The 22,157-nt window shown below is 46.3% G+C and carries 20 protein-coding genes and 1 riboswitch; of the genes, 9 read left to right on the forward strand and 11 right to left on the reverse strand.

Going from position 1 to position 22,157, the window contains the following annotated elements; genetic code table 11:
• Positions 1-2 precede the first annotated feature (2 nt).
• The 11 genes from AC9UGD_RS02065 to lexA all read right to left on the reverse strand — a co-directional run bounded on the left by AC9UGD_RS02065 (position 3) and on the right by lexA (position 12,365).
• Positions 3-911 carry an ROK family protein gene (locus AC9UGD_RS02065; protein ID WP_509568840.1) on the reverse strand — a complete coding sequence of 303 codons (909 nt, stop codon included), beginning with the start codon at positions 909-911 and terminating at the stop codon, positions 3-5.
• The gene (locus AC9UGD_RS02070; RefSeq protein WP_509568843.1) at positions 908-1,951 is read right to left on the reverse strand and encodes a LacI family DNA-binding transcriptional regulator; all 1,044 of its coding nucleotides are present in this window, start codon (positions 1,949-1,951) and stop codon (positions 908-910) included. Before AC9UGD_RS02070 ends, AC9UGD_RS02065 begins: the two co-directional genes overlap by 4 nt.
• A complete protein-coding gene (locus AC9UGD_RS02075) occupies positions 1,951-3,669 on the reverse strand; it encodes a hypothetical protein (protein ID WP_509568846.1) in 1,719 nt (572 codons plus the stop codon). Before AC9UGD_RS02075 ends, AC9UGD_RS02070 begins: the two co-directional genes overlap by 1 nt.
• Before the next feature lie 60 nt (positions 3,670-3,729).
• Complete coding sequence (locus AC9UGD_RS02080) at positions 3,730-4,698, reverse strand: carbohydrate ABC transporter permease (protein ID WP_509568849.1); 969 nt, start codon at positions 4,696-4,698, stop codon at positions 3,730-3,732.
• Positions 4,695-5,660: a carbohydrate ABC transporter permease gene (locus AC9UGD_RS02085; protein ID WP_509568852.1), complete on the reverse strand. Its 966-nt coding sequence runs from the start codon at positions 5,658-5,660 to the stop codon at positions 4,695-4,697. Before AC9UGD_RS02085 ends, AC9UGD_RS02080 begins: the two co-directional genes overlap by 4 nt.
• A 79-nt stretch (positions 5,661-5,739) precedes the next feature.
• The gene (locus AC9UGD_RS02090; protein WP_509568855.1) at positions 5,740-6,996 is read right to left on the reverse strand and encodes an extracellular solute-binding protein; all 1,257 of its coding nucleotides are present in this window, start codon (positions 6,994-6,996) and stop codon (positions 5,740-5,742) included.
• A 196-nt stretch (positions 6,997-7,192) separates the two neighbouring features.
• A complete protein-coding gene (locus AC9UGD_RS02095; RefSeq protein WP_509568858.1) occupies positions 7,193-7,747 on the reverse strand; it encodes a hypothetical protein in 555 nt (184 codons plus the stop codon).
• A gap of 69 nt (positions 7,748-7,816) precedes the next feature.
• A complete protein-coding gene (locus tag AC9UGD_RS02100) occupies positions 7,817-8,821 on the reverse strand; it encodes a glycoside hydrolase family 5 protein (protein WP_509568861.1) in 1,005 nt (334 codons plus the stop codon).
• Positions 8,822-9,796: an acetylxylan esterase gene (locus tag AC9UGD_RS02105; RefSeq protein WP_509568864.1), complete on the reverse strand. Its 975-nt coding sequence runs from the start codon at positions 9,794-9,796 to the stop codon at positions 8,822-8,824.
• Between the two features lie 40 nt (positions 9,797-9,836).
• Positions 9,837-11,609 carry an ABC transporter ATP-binding protein gene (locus tag AC9UGD_RS02110; protein ID WP_509568867.1) on the reverse strand — a complete coding sequence of 591 codons (1,773 nt, stop codon included), beginning with the start codon at positions 11,607-11,609 and terminating at the stop codon, positions 9,837-9,839.
• A gap of 90 nt (positions 11,610-11,699) precedes the next feature.
• Entirely contained in the window at positions 11,700-12,365 is a 666-nt protein-coding gene (gene lexA / locus AC9UGD_RS02115; RefSeq protein WP_509568870.1) for a transcriptional repressor LexA, read from the reverse strand.
• Between the two features lie 184 nt (positions 12,366-12,549).
• Between lexA and AC9UGD_RS02120 the strand changes: the two genes are divergently transcribed.
• The 9 genes from AC9UGD_RS02120 (at position 12,550) to prpC (ending at position 22,156) form a co-directional block, all read left to right on the forward strand.
• Positions 12,550-12,933: a LysM peptidoglycan-binding domain-containing protein gene (locus tag AC9UGD_RS02120; protein ID WP_509568873.1), complete on the forward strand. Its 384-nt coding sequence runs from the start codon at positions 12,550-12,552 to the stop codon at positions 12,931-12,933.
• 203 nt (positions 12,934-13,136) lie between these two features.
• Entirely contained in the window at positions 13,137-13,658 is a 522-nt protein-coding gene (gene nrdR, locus AC9UGD_RS02125; protein WP_509568876.1) for a transcriptional regulator NrdR, read from the forward strand.
• 21 nt (positions 13,659-13,679) lie between these two features.
• Positions 13,680-16,523, forward strand: a complete 2,844-nt coding sequence (locus AC9UGD_RS02130; RefSeq protein ID WP_509568879.1) for a vitamin B12-dependent ribonucleotide reductase — start codon at positions 13,680-13,682, stop codon at positions 16,521-16,523.
• A 96-nt stretch (positions 16,524-16,619) separates the two neighbouring features.
• A riboswitch (FMN riboswitch) is annotated at positions 16,620-16,747 on the forward strand.
• An 85-nt stretch (positions 16,748-16,832) separates the two neighbouring features.
• Positions 16,833-17,846, forward strand: a complete 1,014-nt coding sequence (gene ribD, locus AC9UGD_RS02135; protein ID WP_509568881.1) for a bifunctional diaminohydroxyphosphoribosylaminopyrimidine deaminase/5-amino-6-(5-phosphoribosylamino)uracil reductase RibD — start codon at positions 16,833-16,835, stop codon at positions 17,844-17,846.
• The gene (locus tag AC9UGD_RS02140; RefSeq protein ID WP_509569188.1) at positions 17,846-18,448 is read left to right on the forward strand and encodes a riboflavin synthase; all 603 of its coding nucleotides are present in this window, start codon (positions 17,846-17,848) and stop codon (positions 18,446-18,448) included. The genes ribD and AC9UGD_RS02140 overlap by 1 nt, the downstream gene beginning before the upstream one ends.
• Positions 18,448-19,653 (forward strand): 3,4-dihydroxy-2-butanone-4-phosphate synthase, encoded by a 1,206-nt coding sequence (gene ribB / locus AC9UGD_RS02145; protein WP_509568883.1) that lies wholly within the window; start codon positions 18,448-18,450, stop codon positions 19,651-19,653. The genes AC9UGD_RS02140 and ribB overlap by 1 nt, the downstream gene beginning before the upstream one ends.
• Positions 19,654-20,118 carry a 6,7-dimethyl-8-ribityllumazine synthase gene (gene ribH, locus AC9UGD_RS02150; protein ID WP_509568885.1) on the forward strand — a complete coding sequence of 155 codons (465 nt, stop codon included), beginning with the start codon at positions 19,654-19,656 and terminating at the stop codon, positions 20,116-20,118. It begins immediately after the preceding gene.
• 13 nt (positions 20,119-20,131) lie between these two features.
• The gene (gene prpB, locus AC9UGD_RS02155; RefSeq protein WP_509568887.1) at positions 20,132-21,019 is read left to right on the forward strand and encodes a methylisocitrate lyase; all 888 of its coding nucleotides are present in this window, start codon (positions 20,132-20,134) and stop codon (positions 21,017-21,019) included.
• Positions 21,020-21,025: 6 nt separating this feature from the next.
• Positions 21,026-22,156: a bifunctional 2-methylcitrate synthase/citrate synthase gene (prpC, locus tag AC9UGD_RS02160; RefSeq protein ID WP_509568889.1), complete on the forward strand. Its 1,131-nt coding sequence runs from the start codon at positions 21,026-21,028 to the stop codon at positions 22,154-22,156.
• The last annotated feature ends 1 nt before the right edge of the window (position 22,157 follow it).

Genomic DNA, 22,157 nt, shown 5'->3' on the forward strand with positions numbered 1-22,157 from the left:
TCCTAACTCAGAACTGCAAGAGCTGCGCCTAGAACACCAGCATCTCTATCCAGTTCAGCTTTTTGTAGTTGGATGTTTTTAAGGAACCCAATCGCCTTTGATTCGGTTTCAATGTGCTTCTGGAGTGGTCCCCAGAAAATTTCACCAGCCTGTGCAACCCCGCCACCAATTACTACATGGTTGATATCAAGGGTTCCGACAAAGTTCACAATACCGATGGCCAGTGCGCGTGTTCCTTGAGAAATCGCATCAATTGCAATTGCGTTTCCTTCGCGTGCAGCTTGGGCCAAATCAATAAAGGAATCTAAGTTGCTAGCCCAGCCATTTTCGCGTGCAATAGCAACCATTTGTGGTCCACTTGAATAGGCTTCTACACAACCTTTTCGGCCGCAGGCACACATGCGTCCTTCGAAATTAATTGAGTGATGTCCGATGTAGCAGGAATTTCCAGATTCCCCAGTGAAGACTTTTCCATCAAGAATTAATCCTCCACCAACTCCGGTTGAGACAACCATTCCCAACATATTTTGCAAACCTCGACCGGCTCCCAAAATGTGTTCGGCATGTGCCAGAGCTAGGGCATCACCGTGCAAAGTAACTTTAGAACCCCCAGTTAAATCATTTAATCTGCTAACAATTGGGAAATCTCGCCAAATAGGAATATTGACAGGGCTTAAGGTTCCGTTGGGAACATCAATTGGTCCAGCAGCTCCAACACCAATACCTAGCAATGATCCCGACTCTGTTTTTATGAATTCTGAAATCACCTCTTCGATACTGGCCCACAGCTCGTCACCACTACCCGCAAACGTCAGCACCTCTTGCTTTTGGTGCACAGAAAAGTCTTCACCAATAGTTGCGATAGCTACCTTTGTGGCACCAACATCAATACCAACTGCAAATTTACTCATCGCCGCTTGCCGCCATCCGTTTCAGTGTCTCTCATTGAAACTTTCATGATTTGAGTTGAAAATGCTCGATCTGTTGGGTTTTCAAAGCGCTTCAGTAGCAACTCTGCAGACATTCTTCCCAATCGCTGTGGATCGTGATCAAGGGTTGGGATGTTCAATAAATTCGCTGTAGGAAAAACGTCGAAGCTAACCACGTTGACCGTTGCCTTTGAGGCGTTAATTGTCTGTCCAACGCCCATCGCAATCAAATCATTCGTTGCGATAATTCCATCTACTTCTGGATTTTCTTTCAATAATTTCTTTGTAGCTAATCCAGCTTCTTCCGAAGTGTGAACGTTGGAAATAATGTGAACATTCTTTCTATCTATCTTGCGGCTAAGGAGCGCTTGCTTAAAGGCCTCTATACGCTCTGATGCGGTCCAAATGCTTGGCGTATCGGCAATGATTGCAATTGACTTGCAGTTTTGTGCAAGTAAGTAATCTAAACAAGAAGTGATTCCACCGCGGTTATCTACAGTGACAGAGTCCGCATCAAGATATGGCGCTGGGCGATCCACAAAGACAAATGAGAATCCACGTTTACGTTCTTGGTGTAAGTGACTGTAATCCTCGCCAGATGGAACAATAATTAATCCTCGAACGCGGCGTTCTAGAAGTGATTCAATTAGGTTCTTCTCTCGCTCGCCATCATCTCTAGCCGTTGCAAGAATTAAGTCCAGGCCTTCTTCGCTCAAGCGTTCTTCAGCTCCAGCTGCAAGACCGGCATAAAAAGGGTTCGCTAAATCTGAAATTATCATTCCAACCAGATTGCTGAGAGAACCAACTCTTAATTCTCGGGCAATTCGATTAGATCGGTATCCAACTAGGTTGGCTGCTTTTTTCACTTTGTCAGCGGTGTCCTGTGAAACTTGTTCAGATCCATTCATGACACGGCTGGCGGTTTTGATACTTACGCCAGAAATTGCTGCGACATCAGCCAAGGTTGGATGTGCTAACGGATTATCAATCTCTTTTGGGGAATTCAACTCGCTCACCTTCATTAACTTAGCACCGCCTCTATGCGAAAGGCCAAGTCTCCGGTGAATTTAGGAACCTTAATGCTCACAGAAGTTGTTTTCGTCGTAACATTTTGCTGAGAAACAATCTTGCCGGTAAAGGTGTTCATGTAAACAACTGTGTAAGAGCCAGCTTTGGAAACTGGAACCACAAGATTGCCACCTTTAGAGGTTGGAGTTGGGAAGACGGTTTGAATCTTTTTCTTGGTCTTTAAGGAAAGTATGGCGGCCTCAAGCATCAATTGAGTTTTTGCTGAGCGATCGAAATTGGTGTGACGAATCCAGCCGATAGTTGCTTTTTCATTTGAAAGCGTCAATGAAGTAGTCAGTGGAATTCCAGAAACACGTGTTGTTTGCATATTTGCAACATCTAGATCTTTTATAAGTTTCACAAGTCCAGTTGTATGTGGCCACAAACCAAGTGGGTCGATGTAGTTATCCCACCACCAGTAAGAGGCTGGAGCGCCAAAACCAACAAATGTTGCTGCCCATTGTGAGTTATGAAGATGCAATCCTGTGGGATCAGAAAATGGATCCTCTGTAACGCTGCCGGAACCCATCTCGCCAACAAGGATTGGTTTATTTGGGACAACTGCGCGCAGCGCATCTGCCTGCACAGTTAATGATTTGATCGGGTCAGATGGGTCGTACACATGTGTAACTGCGTAATCCAAATCATCCCAATTTTGCAGGCTGGCTGCAGAAGACCATGAATTAGTAACAAGTGTGTTGTACGGATCCCACTGATCTAATACAGCATTAGATTTCTTAATCCATGCGGTCAAGTCATTGCTCAAAATAGGGGTGTAATTAACTTCATTCCACCACTCCCACGTAAACAATGATGGATAAGCGGCATAACGGGCGACGATGTAACGCAATCTACGTTCCCAGAATTTCCAGGCAGTTTCATTAGTTGCAAACTCCCCGGCATTAGCAATCGGACCGCCATTGGCTGCGTAGTATGGGTTGGAATACCACTCGGGGTTAGTAGTAGTACTGAATGCTCCATGATTGATAAAAACTAAATTGATTCCAACACCATATTTAGCAGCGATGGCAAAGACTTGATCCAAGATCCAGGCACGATCCAAACGCTTTGTGTAATCACCAAGACCGGTATCAGTCCATTCGATTCCTAATGACCATGATGCCATCCACACACGAGCAACATTTACTCCAGCTTTTGAAGCCTTTGAGAACCATTGATCGTACTTTTCAAGCTCCTCAAAACGATTTGCCCAGGCTATGTTGTAAGCAATTGGAACAAAAGGACGTGAATCACGAATAAATGATTTACCAGAAGTTACAACCTTTGATTGCGTCGCATAATCTGTCGTAACCGAGTGAGTCACGGGAGCTTGTTTAACTCCGTTTACCTCGCTTTGTATCGCTATGGAATACGTACCTGGCTTTGTCGAAGAAAATGAGACTTGCCAGTATGGATCACCAATCTTTTTTGTGCTGCGTTGGCCATTTACGTTAACTAGCGAATACTCCTGGTACCAAAAACCTTCAGCAGCAATTGATGTGCCATCTGGACGAGCAATAGTTGCTACAACTCGAATCTGTGAGGAATCAAACGGATTAGAAACAGTCGGCAAGCCATAAACTCCAACGATAACTGGCATGATTTTTGAACCAGCTGACACTGTTTTTACGGTTGCACCAGTGTTTGCATGCAGGGGCAAAGGCGCAATCAAGAAACTTAGGCAGAGGAAAGCCAGTAGGGAAGTAATTGATTTCTTATACATTGCGATGAATCACTTCAATCCAGACAGTGCAATTCCGCGAATGAAGTGCTTTTGAGTGGCAAAGAACAAGGCAATAGTTGGGATACTTGTAATCAAGGAAGCACCCATAATTACGCCTTGTGTACCAATATTTCCTGCGCCAGAGTTTCTCAGGTTAGCCAAAGCCACCGGCAAGGTAGCCATATCTTGACTGGTTGTAATGATCAACGGCCACAAGAAGTTATTCCATTCACCAATTGCCGTAAAGATCATCATCGCGATTAGGGCTGGCTTTAGTAACGGAAGAATAATCCTGTAGTAAATCGTAAATTCAGAAGCACCATCGATACGGGCCGCTTCAACTAGCTCATCTGGAATCGACGATAAGTACTGCGTCAAGAAGAAAACTATGAAGGCTTTGGGAAGAGCCGGAACAATGTAAGCCCAGAAAGTGTTAAGCCAGCCAAATTGATCCATCAGTAAGAATCCTGGGATTAATCCAACCTGCCAAGGAATCATCATCGAACCAATAATGACGAGATAAATAGCTTTTTTACCCTTGAAACGATGCTTGCTGACAACGTATGCTGCTAAAGAACCGATTATTAGAGTCAAGCAGGTGATGGAGATATTGACGAAAAAGCTATTCATCATGAATCTAAAGAAACCGAACTGTAAATCTGGATAACGCTGGAACAAACCCTGCATTACATCTTGCTGATAGTTCAATGGATCAAAATTAACGTCGTAATAATTTCCCCAAATTAACTTTTTAGGGAACAAGGTTGGTGGAACAACTTGAAGCTCTTCTACCGATTTTAGGGATGAGGTAATCATCCAGTAATACGGCGCGATCATTACGATCGTTAAAATGTAGAGCGGAAGTCTACGCAATTTTGCCGAGCGCGATTTGTGTTCGAATGGATTCTTGAAGGAGCCGCTGCGCTCCATCAACTTATCGTTGCGTTTGATCTCTGACTTTGTCAGCACGGCGCTCACTTGAGGTCCTCCAATGAACGGGTCAGTTTCAGATTAATCATGCTGACTACAAAGATGATTGCAAAGAGAATCCAGGCGATCGCAGAGGCGTACCCAAGCCGGAATTTGTTAAAGCCGGCGTCATATAGGTAAGGAACAATCATCAACGCCATATCCTGCAAGCCACCAATTGATCCAACACTTGTTGGGAACAACAGGTAAACGCCTTCAAAGATTTGGAAAGCACCGATGATTCCGGTTATTGCCACATAAACCATCACCGGACGCAGCAAAGGCAAGGTGATGTATCGGAAACGTTGCTTGGGACCAGCGCCATCAATTACTGCAGCCTCGTAATACATGGCCGGAATTGAATTGAGACCAGCAAGGAAAAGAATCATTCCGAAGCCAGCGCCACCCCAGATGGACATAAAAATCAAAATCGGAATTGCCATCCAGGTTGTTGCTAGCCATTCGATTGGCGCAACATCTAAAAGGCTCAGCATGGCATTTAACAAACCGACACCATCACCTCGGAAGACCCAGCCCCAAACTAGGACAACCGCAATTCCAGAAGTAACGGACGGCAAAAAGAAGATCACGCGTAAAACGCGGTTTGCTCGTGAATCCTCTTGCAAAGATAAAGCTAAAGAAAGTGAGGCAATCATTCCCAAAATCACTGCACCAATTACGTACAGTGCGGTGTTGGCTAGCGCCTTATGAAAACGAGCATCTTCAAAAATTAAAGTTGTGTAGTTGCCGAAACCAACGCTGCCACACGGGCTCTGATCTGGATTACAGATGGCGTTGTAGCGCATAAACGATAAGCGCAAACTAGCAAGTACTGGATAAACGCTAAATACAAGAAACAACAGGGCAAAAGGAGAGAGCATCAAATAGGTCGAGATACCCACATCGCTGAATCTTCTAAATCCAGTTTTGCGAGTGACTCCACCCTCTGTTGCCTTGATGCTCTTTAACATTGATTAACCAATCTTTTAAGTGACAGTGGATGGGGTGTGAACCCCATCCACTGTCTTCCCTTGAATCGCTCTTTTAGTTTTAGAGCTTGGACTTCATGACAGCAGCGGCTTCATCTAGTGCAGCCTTTGCTGTTGCAGAACCGAATAGGAAGTTCTGAAGCGCAGTTGTTACACCGGCTTGTGAATCTTCCCATCCCTTACAGTTTGGAGGACCTTGTGCATCCTTCAACTGACTCTTGATTGTTGCCAATACATCAGCTGGGTACGCATCGATTGTGTCTGCGTTGCTGATAACTGGTGACAAGAAGATTGCATTCTGTGCTGCACCAACAAGGTTCATCTGACGTACAACGCTGCGGTCGTACAGTGTCTTGATGAATGAAGCTGCAAGCTTTTGCTGTGCTGGCTTTGCGTATCCCATGATTGAGATTCCACGTCCACCAATGAATGCAACGCTCTTAGATCCTGCTGCTGCAGGAACTGGTGCGACTGACCAGTTCTTGTAATCCTTGTAGTAGGTGTAGTAGCTGCTTGCCTGGAAGTTTCCAGAGAAGCCGATTCCATACTTACCTTGCTTGATGTTGTCGTTCATGCTCCAGTCAGCAACGCCAGGCTTTGGTGCGCTGTAATCTGTGTACAACTTCTTGTACTGAGTTAGAGCTGCAACACCCTTAGCGTTATTGATTGTTACCTTGCACTGTGCGTCGTACAAAGTTCCACCTGATGAGTACAACCAGGAGAAGAAGCCAAGCCAGTCAGCATTTCCCCATTCGTTGTAAACAGGTGTTGCAACGCCAGCCGCCTTTAGCTTGTCTGCTGCTGCGTTGAAATCAGTAATTGTCTTTGGCGCAGCTGTGATTCCAGCCTTTGACAAAGTTGTCTTGTCGTAGAACATCATCATCAATGTAAGGTCGAATGGAACTGCATAGACCTTAGTTGACTTGTATCCAACAAGTGCCTTGTAAATCTGTGATGGCACCTTTGGTTGTACGTAGCTTGCAACTCCGAGAGTACGAAGGTCAGCTAACGCTCCCTTGTCTCCTGCAGAGATACCCCATGAAAGACCCCCAGTGAAAACATCTGGACCCTTCTTTGCTGCGGCGGCTGCAAGAACCTTTGCATAACCATCGCCCCATGAGATTGCTTCTACCTTCACAGTTACACCTGGGTTAGCATCCTCAAATGCTTTTCCAGCTGCCTTCATTACCGCAGCATCTGCATCTCCGCCGGTTGCCCAAACGGTCAATGTTTGCTTAGCCGCAGCGTTTGCAGGGGCAGTTAAAACAACCCCGGCGATCATGGTGATAGCTACAGCTATCGCTCCTAAACGCTTCACGTATTACTCCTTTGTAGAAGCGCAAGCGGCTCTCGCTGCGCCTTAGAGGGTAGATTTCTTGGAAATGACAGCGTTGTCAAGAATAAACATAGGCACAGTTAGGTAACGATTGAAAAGTCTTTCGGGACATTTCCTGTCTGCTTAGGACATGAATGCGGCAATTACGCGATAGGTAGTACAAGCAGAAACAGCGTGCTTACTTGACCGTACTTTCTAGGGTGACCTGCTCTTCACCCGTAGCGCTAAAGGTCAGGTACAACTTATCGCCGGCAACGGTTGGACACACGATTGCCCACTTGAATTCCAGAGATTTGCCTGGCGCAATAATTGTTTCCATGGGCAAGCCGGCAACTCCGGATGCTTCCTCAAAAACATCAAAACATGACAGCGTCGCATCGGATTCAAAGGCGCTTTGAATAATTGAAAATGATGCTAAATCAGCCTCTTTTGAGCCTGTATTACTGATTTTTATACTCATGATCAGTGGTCGTCCATCGACGCCGAGAGCGGCAAAGTCCTTAGCCTTGAAAACTTCAGGATCAGACACATTTAAGATCAAACCATTGCCAAGATCGATGTCAGAGCCAAAGCCGCCCTTAACTTCTTCTAGTTTATCTTCAGACTCTTGTTCGCTGATGGCAAGAGCTGATGTGTTGTCGCCATCCATGGGCACACGTGGACCGGCAGTGAAATATGCAATTGATACAACTGATGCAATTGCAAGTGGTGCGATGATCTGCCAGCGTTTCATAACTGCTCCCTTTTCGATATGCGGAGATTTCCATTTTGTTCCATCGTTGTCAAGCGATACCGGCGTGGCTTATGCGCGACTTTCCAACATTAACTCTAAGAGCGCTCGATCAATATTGAGTCCTTCGAAGTTTTCATACTTAACCCCGGGACGGCCGTGGTTAGCAATTCCAAAGTTTCCATCAAACTCCCACAATGAGTAGCCCCATTTGGATTCGCGATAGATATCAAAGAGATCTTTAAACCAAGCAAGTGCTACAGCGTTATCGGTGTATTTGTAACAACCAAATTCACCGATGTGTACCGGTCTGCCCATTGCTTGAACTTCGCGCCACGGGGCGTAAAAATCCCACAGCGAATCTCGATTCCAATGCGTACCTTCGTAATCACATGGATACGTTGGCACCGGCATCCCTTTGCTGCCATCCCACCATTCAGCTTTGTAATGGCTGACTAACATTGGTTGATATCCGCGACCGCTATGAACAACATTTAAATCAGCAAGTTCTGGCATCGCCAAATGCCCACCAGCTAAACCATTGATAACAACTGTTCTTTCGGGATCAATTGCATGAATAGCATGTGTGACAGAACGAATTACTTTTTGATGAATATCTCGAGTGAAACCTCGCTGCCCAACTGCGGGAGGTTCGTTGACTAAATCAAAACTCATTAAATCCAGGTATTTACCTTTGTATCGCTCCGCAACGGCTTCCCATAAGCGATGAAAGGTTTTTTGCGGTGCTTCATCTGCCCACAGATTTGTACTTTCTTGTTCCCAGCCATTGATGCAATAACCAGGCGCCCGATGCAGATTAAGACTGATATGAATTCCACGAGAGACGGACTCATGTACATAAGAATCGATTAACTTCAAAAAACTCTCGTGAATAGGACCTTCTAGGTCATCAATCCAAAACCTGTAATCAGTCGGAAGTCTTAAGAATTTAAAATCGTACTTAGCCATAAAGTCGAGCATGCGGGTATCTGCCGGTAGTGCAGCAGGCATGTGTCCTCTGGAATATGCCCATTGCGCATTGAAGCCATAGCCTAAATTTTCATCAGCATTAATCATTTACTTACTCTTTTCTAGTAGCGCCGAAAGCCACTGTGCCTGAACCAATTGATGGGCAACACTTCCGCCCTCATGTGTGTTGTATTCATAAATTTCAGTCGTTACAGGCCCTGCATAGTGATTGCGCATCGCAAAAATAGTGTCAGGTGGGCAGACAGGATCATGCATTCCTATAGAAATTAAAGCTGGAGAATTCGCCATGGTCACAAGATTCATGCAATCAAAATATGACAGTGTTTCAAACACCTGTGCCACCTTGTCACGATGAATTCTGCAGTACAGCGTAATTTCGTGATACGGATATGTATCAACCATTTCAGTTGCTTTTTTGTAGTTACATAAAAAAGGAACATCAGGCATAGCAGCAAAAACTTTTTTGGATAGAGCTGCAGCAGCTAGCGAAATTCCACCACCTTGGCTGCCCCCAGCCACAATAATTCGATCAGGATCTACACCTGGCATTTGTTGAGCAGCATTTACAAATGCGACCGCATCAACAAAAACTCGACGATAGTAATAATCATCTTTGTTGAGGATGCCAGAAGTCATAAAGCCAGGAGTTTGTGAAGCGCGTGGATATGCGCCATCGGCGGTGTCACTTAATCTAAATCCGCCACCCTGTCCGCGAGTGTCCATAACAAGTACGCGATAGCCAACATTGACCCAGAACAACCATTCGTGGGGGAGGCCTCGACCGCCGCCGTATCCGTCGTACATAACAATGCATGGCGTTTGTGCATCAGCGTTTTTTAAGGCAAGGAACCAGCCTTTTATTGGGTCACCATTGAAGCCTGCAACAGTTACATCTTTAACAGCAACATGTTTCATTGGTGTTGAATGATCAACTAACACAGGTGGGGTTGTCTGTGGCAGACAGGTATCTAAGGTAGTGCTCCAAAATTTTTCGAAGTCAGCAGACTTAGTTAAAGGCACCTGCAGCTTTTCAAGTACATCTCTACTTGCCCCAACTAACATGATTACTCCACTTCATTTCTAGGTTTCTAGTCATTTTGGATTACTGAATAAAGGACTGCGCATCGTAAAGACGTCGATAAACGCCTTGGTGGGTTAGTAATTCGCTATGTGTTCCGGACTCAACGATTCTGCCTTCATCCAAAACTAGAATCTGATCAGCTTCCTGAACCGTCGAAAGCCGGTGCGCCACGACAAATGTTGTGCGATCTTTCATCAGCCGAGACAGTGCATCCTGAATCAATTTTTCAGATTCTGAATCTAGGGCTGAAGTAGCCTCATCTAGAATCAAAATTCTGGGGTTTCTAATCAACGCTCGAGCAATTGCCAGCCGCTGTTTTTGGCCACCACTTAGCCGAGCGCCTCGTTCGCCAACAATTGTGTCGACTCCGTCATCAAAGGCTTGGACAAAATCCCAAGCATTCGCATCACGCAACGCAGCTTCGATTTCAACAGAGCTGACATCGCTTAGGCCATACGAGATGTTTTCGGCGATGGTTCCATCAAACAAAACAGATTCTTGTGGAACAACTGACAGGAATTTTCTGACAGTACGTAGGTCAAGATTTTTATAGTCGGCACCATCTATCCGAATCGTTCCTTGAGTAGGTCGCAAGAAGCCGATGACTAAGTTAATGAGTGTTGATTTTCCCGAACCCGATGGCCCAACAAGTGCGATCATTTTTCCGGGTGCTGCCGAAAATGAAATGTCTGACAAGGAAGGCTTGTGATTAGTTGGGTATGTGAAATTAACTGCCGAAAATTCAACAACGCCAGCTACTGAATCAACGCTCTTTTTACCATCATTAACCTCAAGATCTGGTGACTCCAGCACTTCACCCAAAGAGGTAATGGAAGCGAAACCTTTGGAAATAGCTGGAGCAAGGCTGGCCAGCAAGATAATCGAGCCAATGAGCATTCCGAAGTTAGATGTCAGCAGAACAACATCACCTGCGGAGATCCCAAATTTATTATTCAGCGCAAAGTATGCGGAAAGAATTAAGCAGAAAACGTTGGCAAGCTGAAAAGTGACCCAGGCTGCAGCATTAAAGCGACCATTGATTCGATCAAGTTTTAAACCCGCCACTTGCACAGAGGCAAAGGAATCTTTCATCCGTCCAACTGCGCGACGTTCTAAGCCATGTGCGCGAGTAACTGTCAGCAGAGTTGTCATTTCATTGACACGAGATGACATTTTCTCGATTTGACTGCGGAAATCTTCGTTGTATTCATTGAGTGATTTGCGAAGCCTGATAATGGTTATTGAAGCGATGGGCGCAACAAGAATAAAAAAGATTAAAAAGTTAGGCACCCTGATAGCGGTGACGACTATTGCGCCAATTAAACCGTTTAAGGCGGCTAACCCACCATCTGACATGTGGCGCAACATTTGTTCAATATTTTCAACATCGCGAACCACCTTTGTTTGCAAGGCTCCGGCATTAGTTTTTTGGTAGTAACCAATACTTAATTGCTGCATTCGAACAACGAGCGCCGAACGCAATCTATTTTCAGTGTCTCTAATTGCGGTAGTTAAAAATCGCACATATAAAAGGTTGGTTGGAAAGTTTTGTGCAACGACAATAATTAAAGCTGCCGAATTAAGAGCAAAGTCTGTGGTTGATTTCTTCTGGACAACTATGTCAATCAAATTTGCAGTAAATAGTGGAATCAACCAAGCAGGGGAATGCTTGATAGAGAAAAATACGACAGCTAAGGCAATGTTTTTTCGCTGCCCACTGAGCATGTATCGCAAAGTGCGTATAGGGCTCTCACCCTTGAACTGATGAGCGAGTTCACTATCTTGGACCTGCATGGACAAACCGTACTCATAGAATTTAGCGCAGTCAGGGCAAATAGATAACGATTTTCTGTCCTGGGCGCTGGCTTTGGGACAGCAGGTTAGTTAGCGGACGGAACGAAGTACCGCTGTAACTTTTCCTAAGATCTCGCAGTTGTCACCATCGATTGGCGCGAAATCATCGTTGGCAGGAAGTAGCCAAATATGGCCGTTCTTACGCGAGAAAGTCTTAACTGTTGCTTCGCCATCGATCATTGCTGCAACAATTTCGCCGTTGTTGCAATCCTTTTGAGAACGAATGACAACGTAATCGCCATCGCAAATAGCTGCATTAATCATTGATTCACCAACGACTTTGAGCATAAATAATTCGCCGCTACCAACAAGTGATTCTGGAAGAGGGAAAGTTTCTTCGATTGATTGTTCAGCAGTGATTGGACCACCGGCTGCGATGCGACCGACCAATGGGATGTAGCGAGTTGCATCAACTGGTGTTGAGTTTTCCGCTGTTTTTTCATCAGGCATCAAAACTTCTAGTGCGCGGCCACGAGTTGGGTCGCGGCGGATAAAGCCCTTTTTCTCTAAAGCTTCTAATTGGTACTTGACCGAGGCAGGGGAGGTCAGGCCAGCGACAACGCCGATTTCGCGCATTGTTGGTGGATAGCCGTTGTTTTCAACCGCATCTTTGATCGCGCCCAGGATCTTGAGCTGGCGGGAGGTCAGGCCGTGTGGCCCCTCTGGACTGTCTGGGAGTTCAATAATTTTTGCCATAGCGCCAACCTTTTCTTCTAGGGGATAAGCGTGACACAAGTTTACCAAAAATTCAAACACCTGTTCGAATTTTTCTTGCTATTTGTCAGTGGGAGGGTGTTTAATTGTCTTATTCGAACAGTTGTTCGAGTACCTTCCCCAAGGTTAGACAAAGGATTCTTATCAAAGAATCTAGGAGACAACGATGAGCACACTAAGTATCAATTCATTTGGTAATTCAACAAGTGGAAAAAGCATTGTAAATCAAGGCTTTTTGAGCAATTCAACAACCAATCCGTCCGGTGTTTTGAATCGCCGTGGTCGTCTTGCTCGTACATTCGTTGTTCTTTCGCTGACCGTTGTGATGGCAGCTGGCTTTGCTTCTCAGTCCGGGGCCGGACAGGTCGAGGCAAGCACAGCGCCTTCATACGAGATCGTGGTTGTGGCACCAGGTGAAACCCTATGGTCTGTAGCTGCCGCCTATGCATCGGGGGATGTGCAGGGCATGGTTAACGAAATTCGCGAGGCAAATAACCTCACAGGCTTTGATCTACAGGCTGGACAGCGGCTCCGCGTCCCTGTGAAGTAACTGCGACACGCCGTTCAGATACTTTTAACCTACTCGACAGGCAAAGCCTCAAGAAATGCTTTATAGTTAACACAAGATGTAGGGGTCAATGGGAGAATAACTTCCATTAGTAGTGGTTTTAGGGTAAATTACCGAATCCGCTCTAAAAAGCCCTTTACACCCGAAGTTGCATAAATCGAGCATTGATTGGAGGACACGCCGAGATGAATTGCCCATTCTGTCGCAATGAAGATTCCCGCGTTGTGGACTCTCGTCCAGTTGAAGATGGCACAGCAATCCGCCGTCGTCGCGAGTGCCCCCAGTGCGGCCAGCGATTTTCAACTCAAGAGCTTTCACTACTTAACATTATTAAGCGAAGCGGGGCTTCAGAGCCATTTAGCCGCGAGAAGGTACTGGTTGGCGTTCGCAAAGCCTGCCAAGGACGTCCCGTTAATGAGGACGATTTAGTTTTGCTTGCACAGCGCGTAGAAGAGACCCTTCGCCGCACCGGACAGGCAGAAATCGAAGCACAAGAAGTTGGAATGGCAATTCTTGCGCCACTCCGAGAGCTCGATGAGGTCGCCTACTTACGTTATGCATCTGTGTACCGTAACTTTGCCTCCCTTGAAGACTTCGAAGGTGAGATCGCACTTCTCCGCGCTCTACCTTCCAGCAATTCCCCAATTGCTCCAAGCACTAGCACCACAGAACAAAGCACTAACGCATCTCAAAAAATTAACTCATAAATAGAAGACGGGGAACCACACATGTCAGAGACGGTCATCAACCGACCAGCGAAAATCAAGGCCCACAACACTCTTAAGGGTAAGGGCTTGACGATCGAACGCATCTACACCAACGAAGGCGTACACCCATACGATGAAGTTAAGTGGGAACGTCGCGATGTAGTGCAGCAAAACTGGAGAACGGGCGAGACTGTTTTCGAACAACGAGGCGTTGAGTACCCAGACACTTGGTCAGTAAACGCTTCAACAATCGTTACTACAAAGTACTTCCGCGGCGCACTCGGTGCTGAAAATCGCGAATGGTCTTTGAAGCAGGTTATCGATCGCGTTGTGTTGACATACACAAAGGCCGGCAAAGAGCACGGTTATTTTGCAACTGATAAAGATGCAGAAATTTTTGAACACGAGCTAACACACATGCTGATGCACCAGATCTTCTCTTTCAACTCACCAGTGTGGTTCAACGTTGGAACAAACCAGCCACAGCAGGTATCAGCATGTTTCATCTTGTCAGTTGATGACACTATGGACAGCATTCTTAACTGGTACCGCGAAGAAGGAATGATCTTCAAGGGTGGATCAGGAGCAGGACTTAACTTGTCTCGCATCCGTTCATCAAAGGAGCTTCTAAAGTCTGGCGGAACAGCATCTGGTCCAGTTTCATTCATGCGCGGTGCTGATGCATCTGCAGGAACAATCAAATCAGGAGGCGCAACCCGTCGCGCTGCAAAGATGGTTGTTCTAGATGTAGATCACCCAGATATCGAAGAATTCATCGAAACAAAGGTCAACGAAGAAGACAAGATTCGCGCACTTCGCGATGCTGGCTTTGACATGGACCTTGGTGGAAAAGACATCATCTCTGTTCAGTACCAGAATGCAAACAACTCTGTCCGTCTTTCAGACAAGTTCATGCAAGCGGTTGAAAAGGGAGAGCAGTTTGGTTTAACAGCTCGCGCAACTGGTGAAGTTATTGACACAGTTGATGCACGCGCACTGTTTACAAAGATTGCACAAGCTGCATGGGCATGTGCTGATCCTGGTGTTCAGTTTGATGACACCATCAATGATTGGCACACAACCCCAGAGACAGGTCGCATCAATGCGTCAAACCCTTGCTCTGAGTACATGTCACTAGACAACTCATCATGTAACTTGGCTTCACTTAACTTGATGAAGTTCCTAAAGTCAGATGGCTCATTTGATGCAAAGTCATTTGGTAAGGCTGCAGAGCTGATCATCACAGCGATGGACATCTCAATCTGTTTCGCAGATTTCCCAACTGAAGCAATCGGTGACACAACAAAGGCTTACCGTCAGCTCGGTATTGGATATGCAAACCTTGGCGCGCTATTGATGGCTTCAGGTCTTGCCTACGATTCCGAAGGTGGACGCGCACTTGCTGGTGCGATCACATCATTGATGTCAGGTATTACCTACAAGCGTTCAGCAGAACTTGCTGGAATCGTTGGACCATACGCAGGCTTTGCACAAAACGCTAAGCCACACGCACGTGTTATGCGCAAGCACGCATCTGCTTCATCTGCAGCAAAGTCTGAAACAACACTAGACCGCGATGTTTGGACAGAAGCAAACAAGGCGTGGGATGCATGTCTTTCAACAGGAGATAAGAACGGATGGCGCAACGCGCAGATCTCAGTACTAGCTCCAACAGGAACAATCGGTTTGATGATGGATTGCGATACAACTGGTATCGAGCCTGACTTCTCATTGGTTAAGTTCAAGAAGCTTGTCGGTGGCGGATCTATGCAGATCGTTAACCAGACAGTTCCACTTGCGCTACAAAAGCTTGGTTACGCACAAGAAACAGTTGAAGCAATCGTTGAGTTCATTGCAGCTAACGGTCACGTCATCGATGCTCCAGGGTTAAAGCTTGAGCACTACGAAGTATTTGACTGCGCACTAGGACAACGTTCAATCGCTCCAATGGGTCACGTTCGCATGATGGCTGCCTGCCAGCCATTCCTGTCAGGTGCGATCTCAAAGACAGTAAACCTTCCTGAGGATGCAACTGTTGAAGAGGTTGAAGAAGTTCACATCGAAGCATGGAGAATGGGAATTAAGGCGCTCGCGGTTTACCGTGACAACTGCAAAGTTGGTCAGCCTCTATCTGATGGCAAGGCGAAGAAGAAAGAAGCAGTTGTAGAAGAAGAGATTTCTTCTCCAGTTCGCAAGCGTCTGCCAAAGGCACGTCCTGCAACAACAACATCGTTCTCTGTTGGTGGCGCCGAGGGTTACATGACCGCTGGCGCATATGCAGATGGCGCACTCGGTGAAGTGTTCTTGAAGCTTGGCAAGCAGGGTTCAACTCTTGCCGGTGTAATGGATGCGTTCTCAATTGCAGTATCTATCGGACTTCAATACGGAGTTCCACTAGAAACATTTGTTGAGAAGTTCACAAACTTGCGTTTCGAGCCAGCAGGTATGACTGATGATGCGGATATCCGTATGGCGCAGTCAATGATGGATTACATCTTCCGTCGCTTGGCTCTTGACTACCTACCATTCGAACAACGTTCAGCAATGGGTCTTTACACTGCAGCAGAACGTGCAGCAGCGTTAGACAATGGTGGCGAGTACGCAGAGCTAGCAAAGGAAACCGATACCCCAAAAGCACCGATAGCAGTTGCGCCTGTGGCGGCTCCTGCGGTTGCAAGTAAGCCGGTTGCAGTAAAGATTGAAGCTGCGCCCCTTGCAGCAACAATCGGATCTTCATCTGATCTACTTGAATCAATGGGAATCAAGTCTGATGCTCCACTGTGTATGACATGTGGCGTGAAGATGCGTATGTCAGGTGCATGTTTCGTCTGCGAAGGGTGCGGAAACACATCTGGTTGCAGCTAAACCATAAATATTGAATTACCCCGTTGATCTGTTGTCCGGCAGATAAGCGGGGTTTTTCATGTTCCCAGGAAGGTTAATGCAGAGGTAGAATTACGACGTTGTTTCCGGGGTCGATGTAATTTCGAACCGGCGGTTATAGTCCGCGACCCGATGCCTGCCAGGTATCGGTTGACTCAGTGAAATTCTGAGACCGACGGTTAAAGTCCGGATGAGAGGAAACCAACAAAGGGTGGGCTTGCGCCTACCTTCTTTGTGCATTTCTTCGTGCACCCACCCCGGTTACTCGTTTCTAGAGTTGGGGGAATAAATATGGATTACACAGTTGCAATGCAACGTGCCATTGCCCTTGCCGAAAAAAGTTTAGGAAAAACTGCGCCCAATCCAATTGTCGGCGCAGTGATTATTGATGCAGCAGGAAATGTTGTAGGCGAAGGTTTCCATGATCGTGTTAACAGCAGCGATCACGCCGAAATAGTTGCAATAAAAGCTGCAGGAAACAAAGCGGTTGGGGCAACAATTGTTGTAACCCTTGAACCATGCAATCACACAGGTTCAACAGGGCCTTGCACGCAAGCAATTATTGATGCGGGTATTACAACTGTTGTCTTTGCAGTCAGCGATCCCAATGAAAAGGCTGCAGGGGGAGCAGCTGCTCTGCGAGCAGCAGGCATCACTATTGTTGAAGGTGTCATGAAAGATGAAGCCGCATTTTCCAATCGTGCCTGGCTGATGAAGATTCGAAAGAACCGACCTTTCTTTACCTGGAAAGTCGCCGCAACTCTTGATGGCAAAGTTGCAGCAGCTGATGGAACTTCTAAGTGGATTAGCAATGAGACATCACGGGCTGATGTGCAGGTATTGCGCCGGCAGGCAGATGCAATTCTTGTAGGCACCAATACTGTTATTACAGATGATCCACATTTGATTCCTAGGGGATCCTTTGCTGGTTATGGGGCTAATCCAATTCGTGTTATTTGCGGAGAACAAGAACTACCAAAGGATGCGCAGGTCTTTGATGATGCAGCACATACAGTTGTGGTGAAATCAAAAGATTTAGATGTCTTGGTGGAAAAACTCAACGCACTAGGCGTTAACCACGTCTTTGTTGAAGCAGGACCAACTTTGGGCAGCGCGATGTTAGATCACTGCTTGCTTGATGAATTAATCATGTATCAGGCACCATCACTTTTGGGCACGGGCAAGCACTTCTTTGCTTTCGATTACCCAACGACGATTTCCGACCAAATGCGAATGGATCACCTCAGCACCCAGGTACTAGCTGGCGATGTTAAATCGGTCTATCGGATTAGGAATGGTGAGTGATGTTTACTGGACTCATTGCCGAACTTGGTTCGATAACCGCTATTGAAAAGAGCGATACATCTGCTGTTTTCACGATCAACGCACCTGGGCTGATTTCGCAGATCGCAGTTGGTGATTCTGTTGCAGTAAACGGCGTATGTCTAACCGCTACATCAATAGTTGGCACAGCCTTTACAGCAGATGTCATGGTTCAAACCTTGTCTATAACTTCACTTTCACAAATCTTTGTTGGCAGCCCAGTTAATTTAGAACTTGCTGCACAGTTAAATGCCCGCATGGGTGGGCATCTGGTCCAAGGTCATGTTGATGGGGTTGCAACAGTTGTTGGCTTAACACCGGGGGATAAGTGGGCACAATTTGATATCTCTGTGCCTGCCGATTTAACCAAATACATTGTTAATCAAGGTTCTATTTGTTTAGATGGAATTTCCTTAACTGTTGGTGAAATCAATGATGCCAATAATGTCGTCACAGTGTGGTTAATCCCAGAAACATTGGATCGCACAAATCTTTCATCGCTTTTGCCAGGGGATTTAATCAATGTCGAAGTCGATGTCTTAGCCAAATATGTTGAGCGCTTGCTATCCAAAGGAGATAAATAATGAGTAATCTCCAAGCAGCTCTTACTGCCTATAAAAATGGCGATCTGATTATTGTTACCGATGATGCCGATCGTGAAAACGAAGGCGACTTAATGATTCTTGCTGAAAAGGCCACACCAGAAAAAGTTGCTTTTATGGTGCGCCATACAACTGGAATCTTGTGTGTTGCAATGACCCAAGAGCGTGCTCGCGCCTTGCATTTGCCACTGATGGTTGAAGAAAATCAGGATTCAAAAAAGACCGCCTTTACGGTCAGCGTTGATTACAAACCAGGGATAACAACTGGTGTTAGTGCACAAGAGCGATCAAACACTGTGCGAGCACTTGCTAATTCATCAGCTGTTGCCTCAGATTTCATTCGGCCAGGCCATGTGTTTCCGTTGATTGCAGATAACGGTGGATTAGCAGCCCGTGGTGGACATACCGAAGCGGGTGTTGCACTGTCACACATCGTTGGCGCACAACCGCTGTGTCTACTGTCTGAAATTGTTAACGATGATGGCTCTATGGCACGCGGACAAGCTCTTGCTGCTTTTGCCGTAGAGCACTCAATCCCAATGATCTCTGTTGAAGAATTGAAGTCGTATGTTGCTAGCAATCCAATTGCAGCAATAGAGAGTGCTCCTGAATTTGTCTTTGAATGGGCGCAACTCCCACTTCGCAGCGGCATGTGGAAGATTGCAACATTTCCTGGGTTACGTCAGCGCGAACATGCAGTAATCGCATTTGGTGATGCAGGTAAGTTGCCCATGGTTCGTATCCATAGCGAGTGCTTTACGGGCGATGTTATTCATTCCCAACGCTGTGATTGCGGCGAACAGTTAGAACAATCAATCAATCTGATTCAAGCTCATGGTTACGGATACATCATTTATTTACGTGATCACGAAGGTCGCGGAATTGGGCTAACAGAGAAAATCAAGGCATACCAATTACAGGATCAAGGCATGGACACCATTGATGCCAACTTGCATTTGGGTCACGAGATCGATGCGCGTGACTGGAACGATGCGGTCGCAATTGTTCGAGCCCTTGGTCTGCACGAACTTGTTATCTTGACTAACAATCCCAACAAGGTTGCGGCGCTACGCAATGCAGCTCTTGAAGTTACCCAGCAACCACTTGTAATTGTTAGCAACAAATTTAATGAAAAATACCTAGCAACCAAGGAAGCAAAACTTGGTCACACACGAGGAGGCAAGTAAATGGCAGGACATGCACCAAGCATTGGTATCACGCCACTTCCACAGGCAAAAGTTGCGATCATTTCTTCATCGTGGCATCTAGATATTTGTAATGACTTAATTGCAGGCGCCCAGCGCGCACTTGCCGTAGCAAAAGTAGGAGCCGTTGAAGTTCAGTTTGTTCCGGGATCATTTGAGATTCCACTAGCCGCCCAGTACGCATTTGATAAAGGCTTTGATGCTGTTGTTGCAGTTGGTCTAGTCCTTAAAGGTGAAACACCTCACTTTGATTACGTCTGCCAAGGCGTTACTCAAGGCGTGATTGATGTTTCGCTTAAGTACGGCAAGCCAATTGGCTACGGCGTCTTGATGTGTAACGACCTAGCTCAAGCAATTGCCAGATCTGGTGTTGCTGGTAGCAAAGAAGACAAGGGTTATGACAGCGCAGTTGCTGCTCTTGAACTTTTGCGTTTGAAGAACGCCTAGATAGACTCGCCAGGTGAGCGTAACTAGCGCAGGAGCAGCCTTTAAGAAGGCGTTAGCTGAAGAAACCCCACTTCAAATAATTGGAACCATCAACGCTAATCACGCCCTGCTTGCTAAACGCGCAGGATTTCGCGCAATTTATTTATCAGGCGGTGGAGTCGCAGCAGGATCTCTGGGAATTCCAGATCTAGGAATCACAACATTAGAAGATGTCTTAATTGATGTTCGCCGAATTACTAATGTCTGCGATACGCCGCTTTTGGTTGATGCAGATACAGGGTTTGGTGCATCGGCTTTTAACATTGGCCGCACAGTAAAGGATCTGATCAAAGCTGGAGCGGCCGCAATGCATATCGAAGATCAAGTTGGCGCAAAGCGCTGTGGCCATCGCCCTAATAAGGAAATTGTTTCTAAGTCCGAAATGGTTGATCGCATTAAAGCAGCAGTTGATGCCCGCACAGATGACAGCTTTCAGATCATGGCCCGCACAGATGCGATTGCAAATGAAGGTATCGAATCAGCACTAGATCGCATGCATGCATACATCGAAGCTGGTGCTGACTTAGTTTTCCCAGAAGCAATCGAAAGTTTGGCAGATTACGCAAAGATTTCAGCTGCTGTTTCCACACCGATCCTGGCAAATATCACCGAATTTGGAAAGACTCCCTTGTTTACACGTGACGAACTAGCGGCCAATGGCGTGGGAATGATCCTGTATCCATTGTCAGCCTTCAGAGCGATGAACAAGGCTGCAGAAAATGTCTATACCGCCATCCGCCGTGACGGCACCCAGGCAAATGTGATCGACACAATGCAGACTCGCGAAGAGTTGTACCAAGCAATTAATTATTATGAGTACGAGAAAGCACTTGACCAAACACTAGGCAAAGACAACGGGTAAAAAATCATGGAAGAAATCAAAGTAAAGAAGTCAGTTGCGCTCTCGGGTGTTCCAGCTGGAAACACATCACTTAGCGCAGTGGGTGGAGCTGATCTTCACTATCGTGGATACTCAATCAAGGACTTGGCTGCTAACTGTCAGTTCGAAGAGGTCGCACACCTTCTTGTCCATGGCGCGCTACCTACCCAGGCGCAGCTTGATGCATACAAGGCAAAGCTCAAAGGTCTACGGGGGCTGTCACCTCAGGTCAAGACTGTTCTAGAACAACTTCCAGCAACAGCTCATGCAATGGATGTTTTGCGTACCGGTTTTTCCGCACTTGGTGCAATAAATCCAGAATCAACCCATCACACTGAAGCAGAAGCCCGCGATATTGCAGATTCGATGCTGGCAAAGACTGGTTCACTACTTGGTTACTGGCACCACTTTGCTAATAACGGAAAACGCATCGAAGTAGAAACTGATGACAATTCAATCGGTGCTCACTTCTTGCATCTATTGCACGGTGATAAGCCATCTGATTTGTGGGAAAAAGCAATGCACGCTTCACTAGTTCTATATGCAGAGCACGAATTTAATGCATCTACCTTTACCGGTCGTGTAATCGCCGGAACTGGTGCAGACATTTACTCTTGCGTTACAGGGTCGATCGGTGCACTTAGTGGTCCAAAGCACGGCGGTGCAAACGAGGTCGCACTTGAAATTCAGCTTCGTTACTCATCACCAGATCAAGCAGAAACAGATATTCGTGCTCGCGTAGAAGCCAAGGAAGTTGTCATTGGCTTTGGACACCCGGTGTACACAGTTTCAGATCCTCGCAATGAGATCGTGAAGGTAATTACAAAAGAGCTGGCAATCGCTGCAGATAAAGAGAATTTGTATAACGTTGCAGAACGCATCGAATCTGTCATGTGGGAAGTTAAGAAGATGTTCCCTAACGTGGACTGGTTCTCAGCTGTTGCATATGATGCGATGAAGATTCCAGTTAACTATTTCACGCCGCTATTTGTGATGGCACGTATTTCAGGCTGGACTGCCCACGTTATCGAACAGCGCAATGACGGCAAGATCATCCGCCCAACAGCCACTTATGTTGGTCCAGAAGATTTGGCGTTTGTTCCAATCGAAAAGCGCTAAA

The sequence above is a fragment of the Candidatus Planktophila sp. genome, from assembly GCF_044232745.1.
Classification (GTDB): Bacteria; Actinomycetota; Actinomycetes; order Nanopelagicales; family Nanopelagicaceae; genus Planktophila.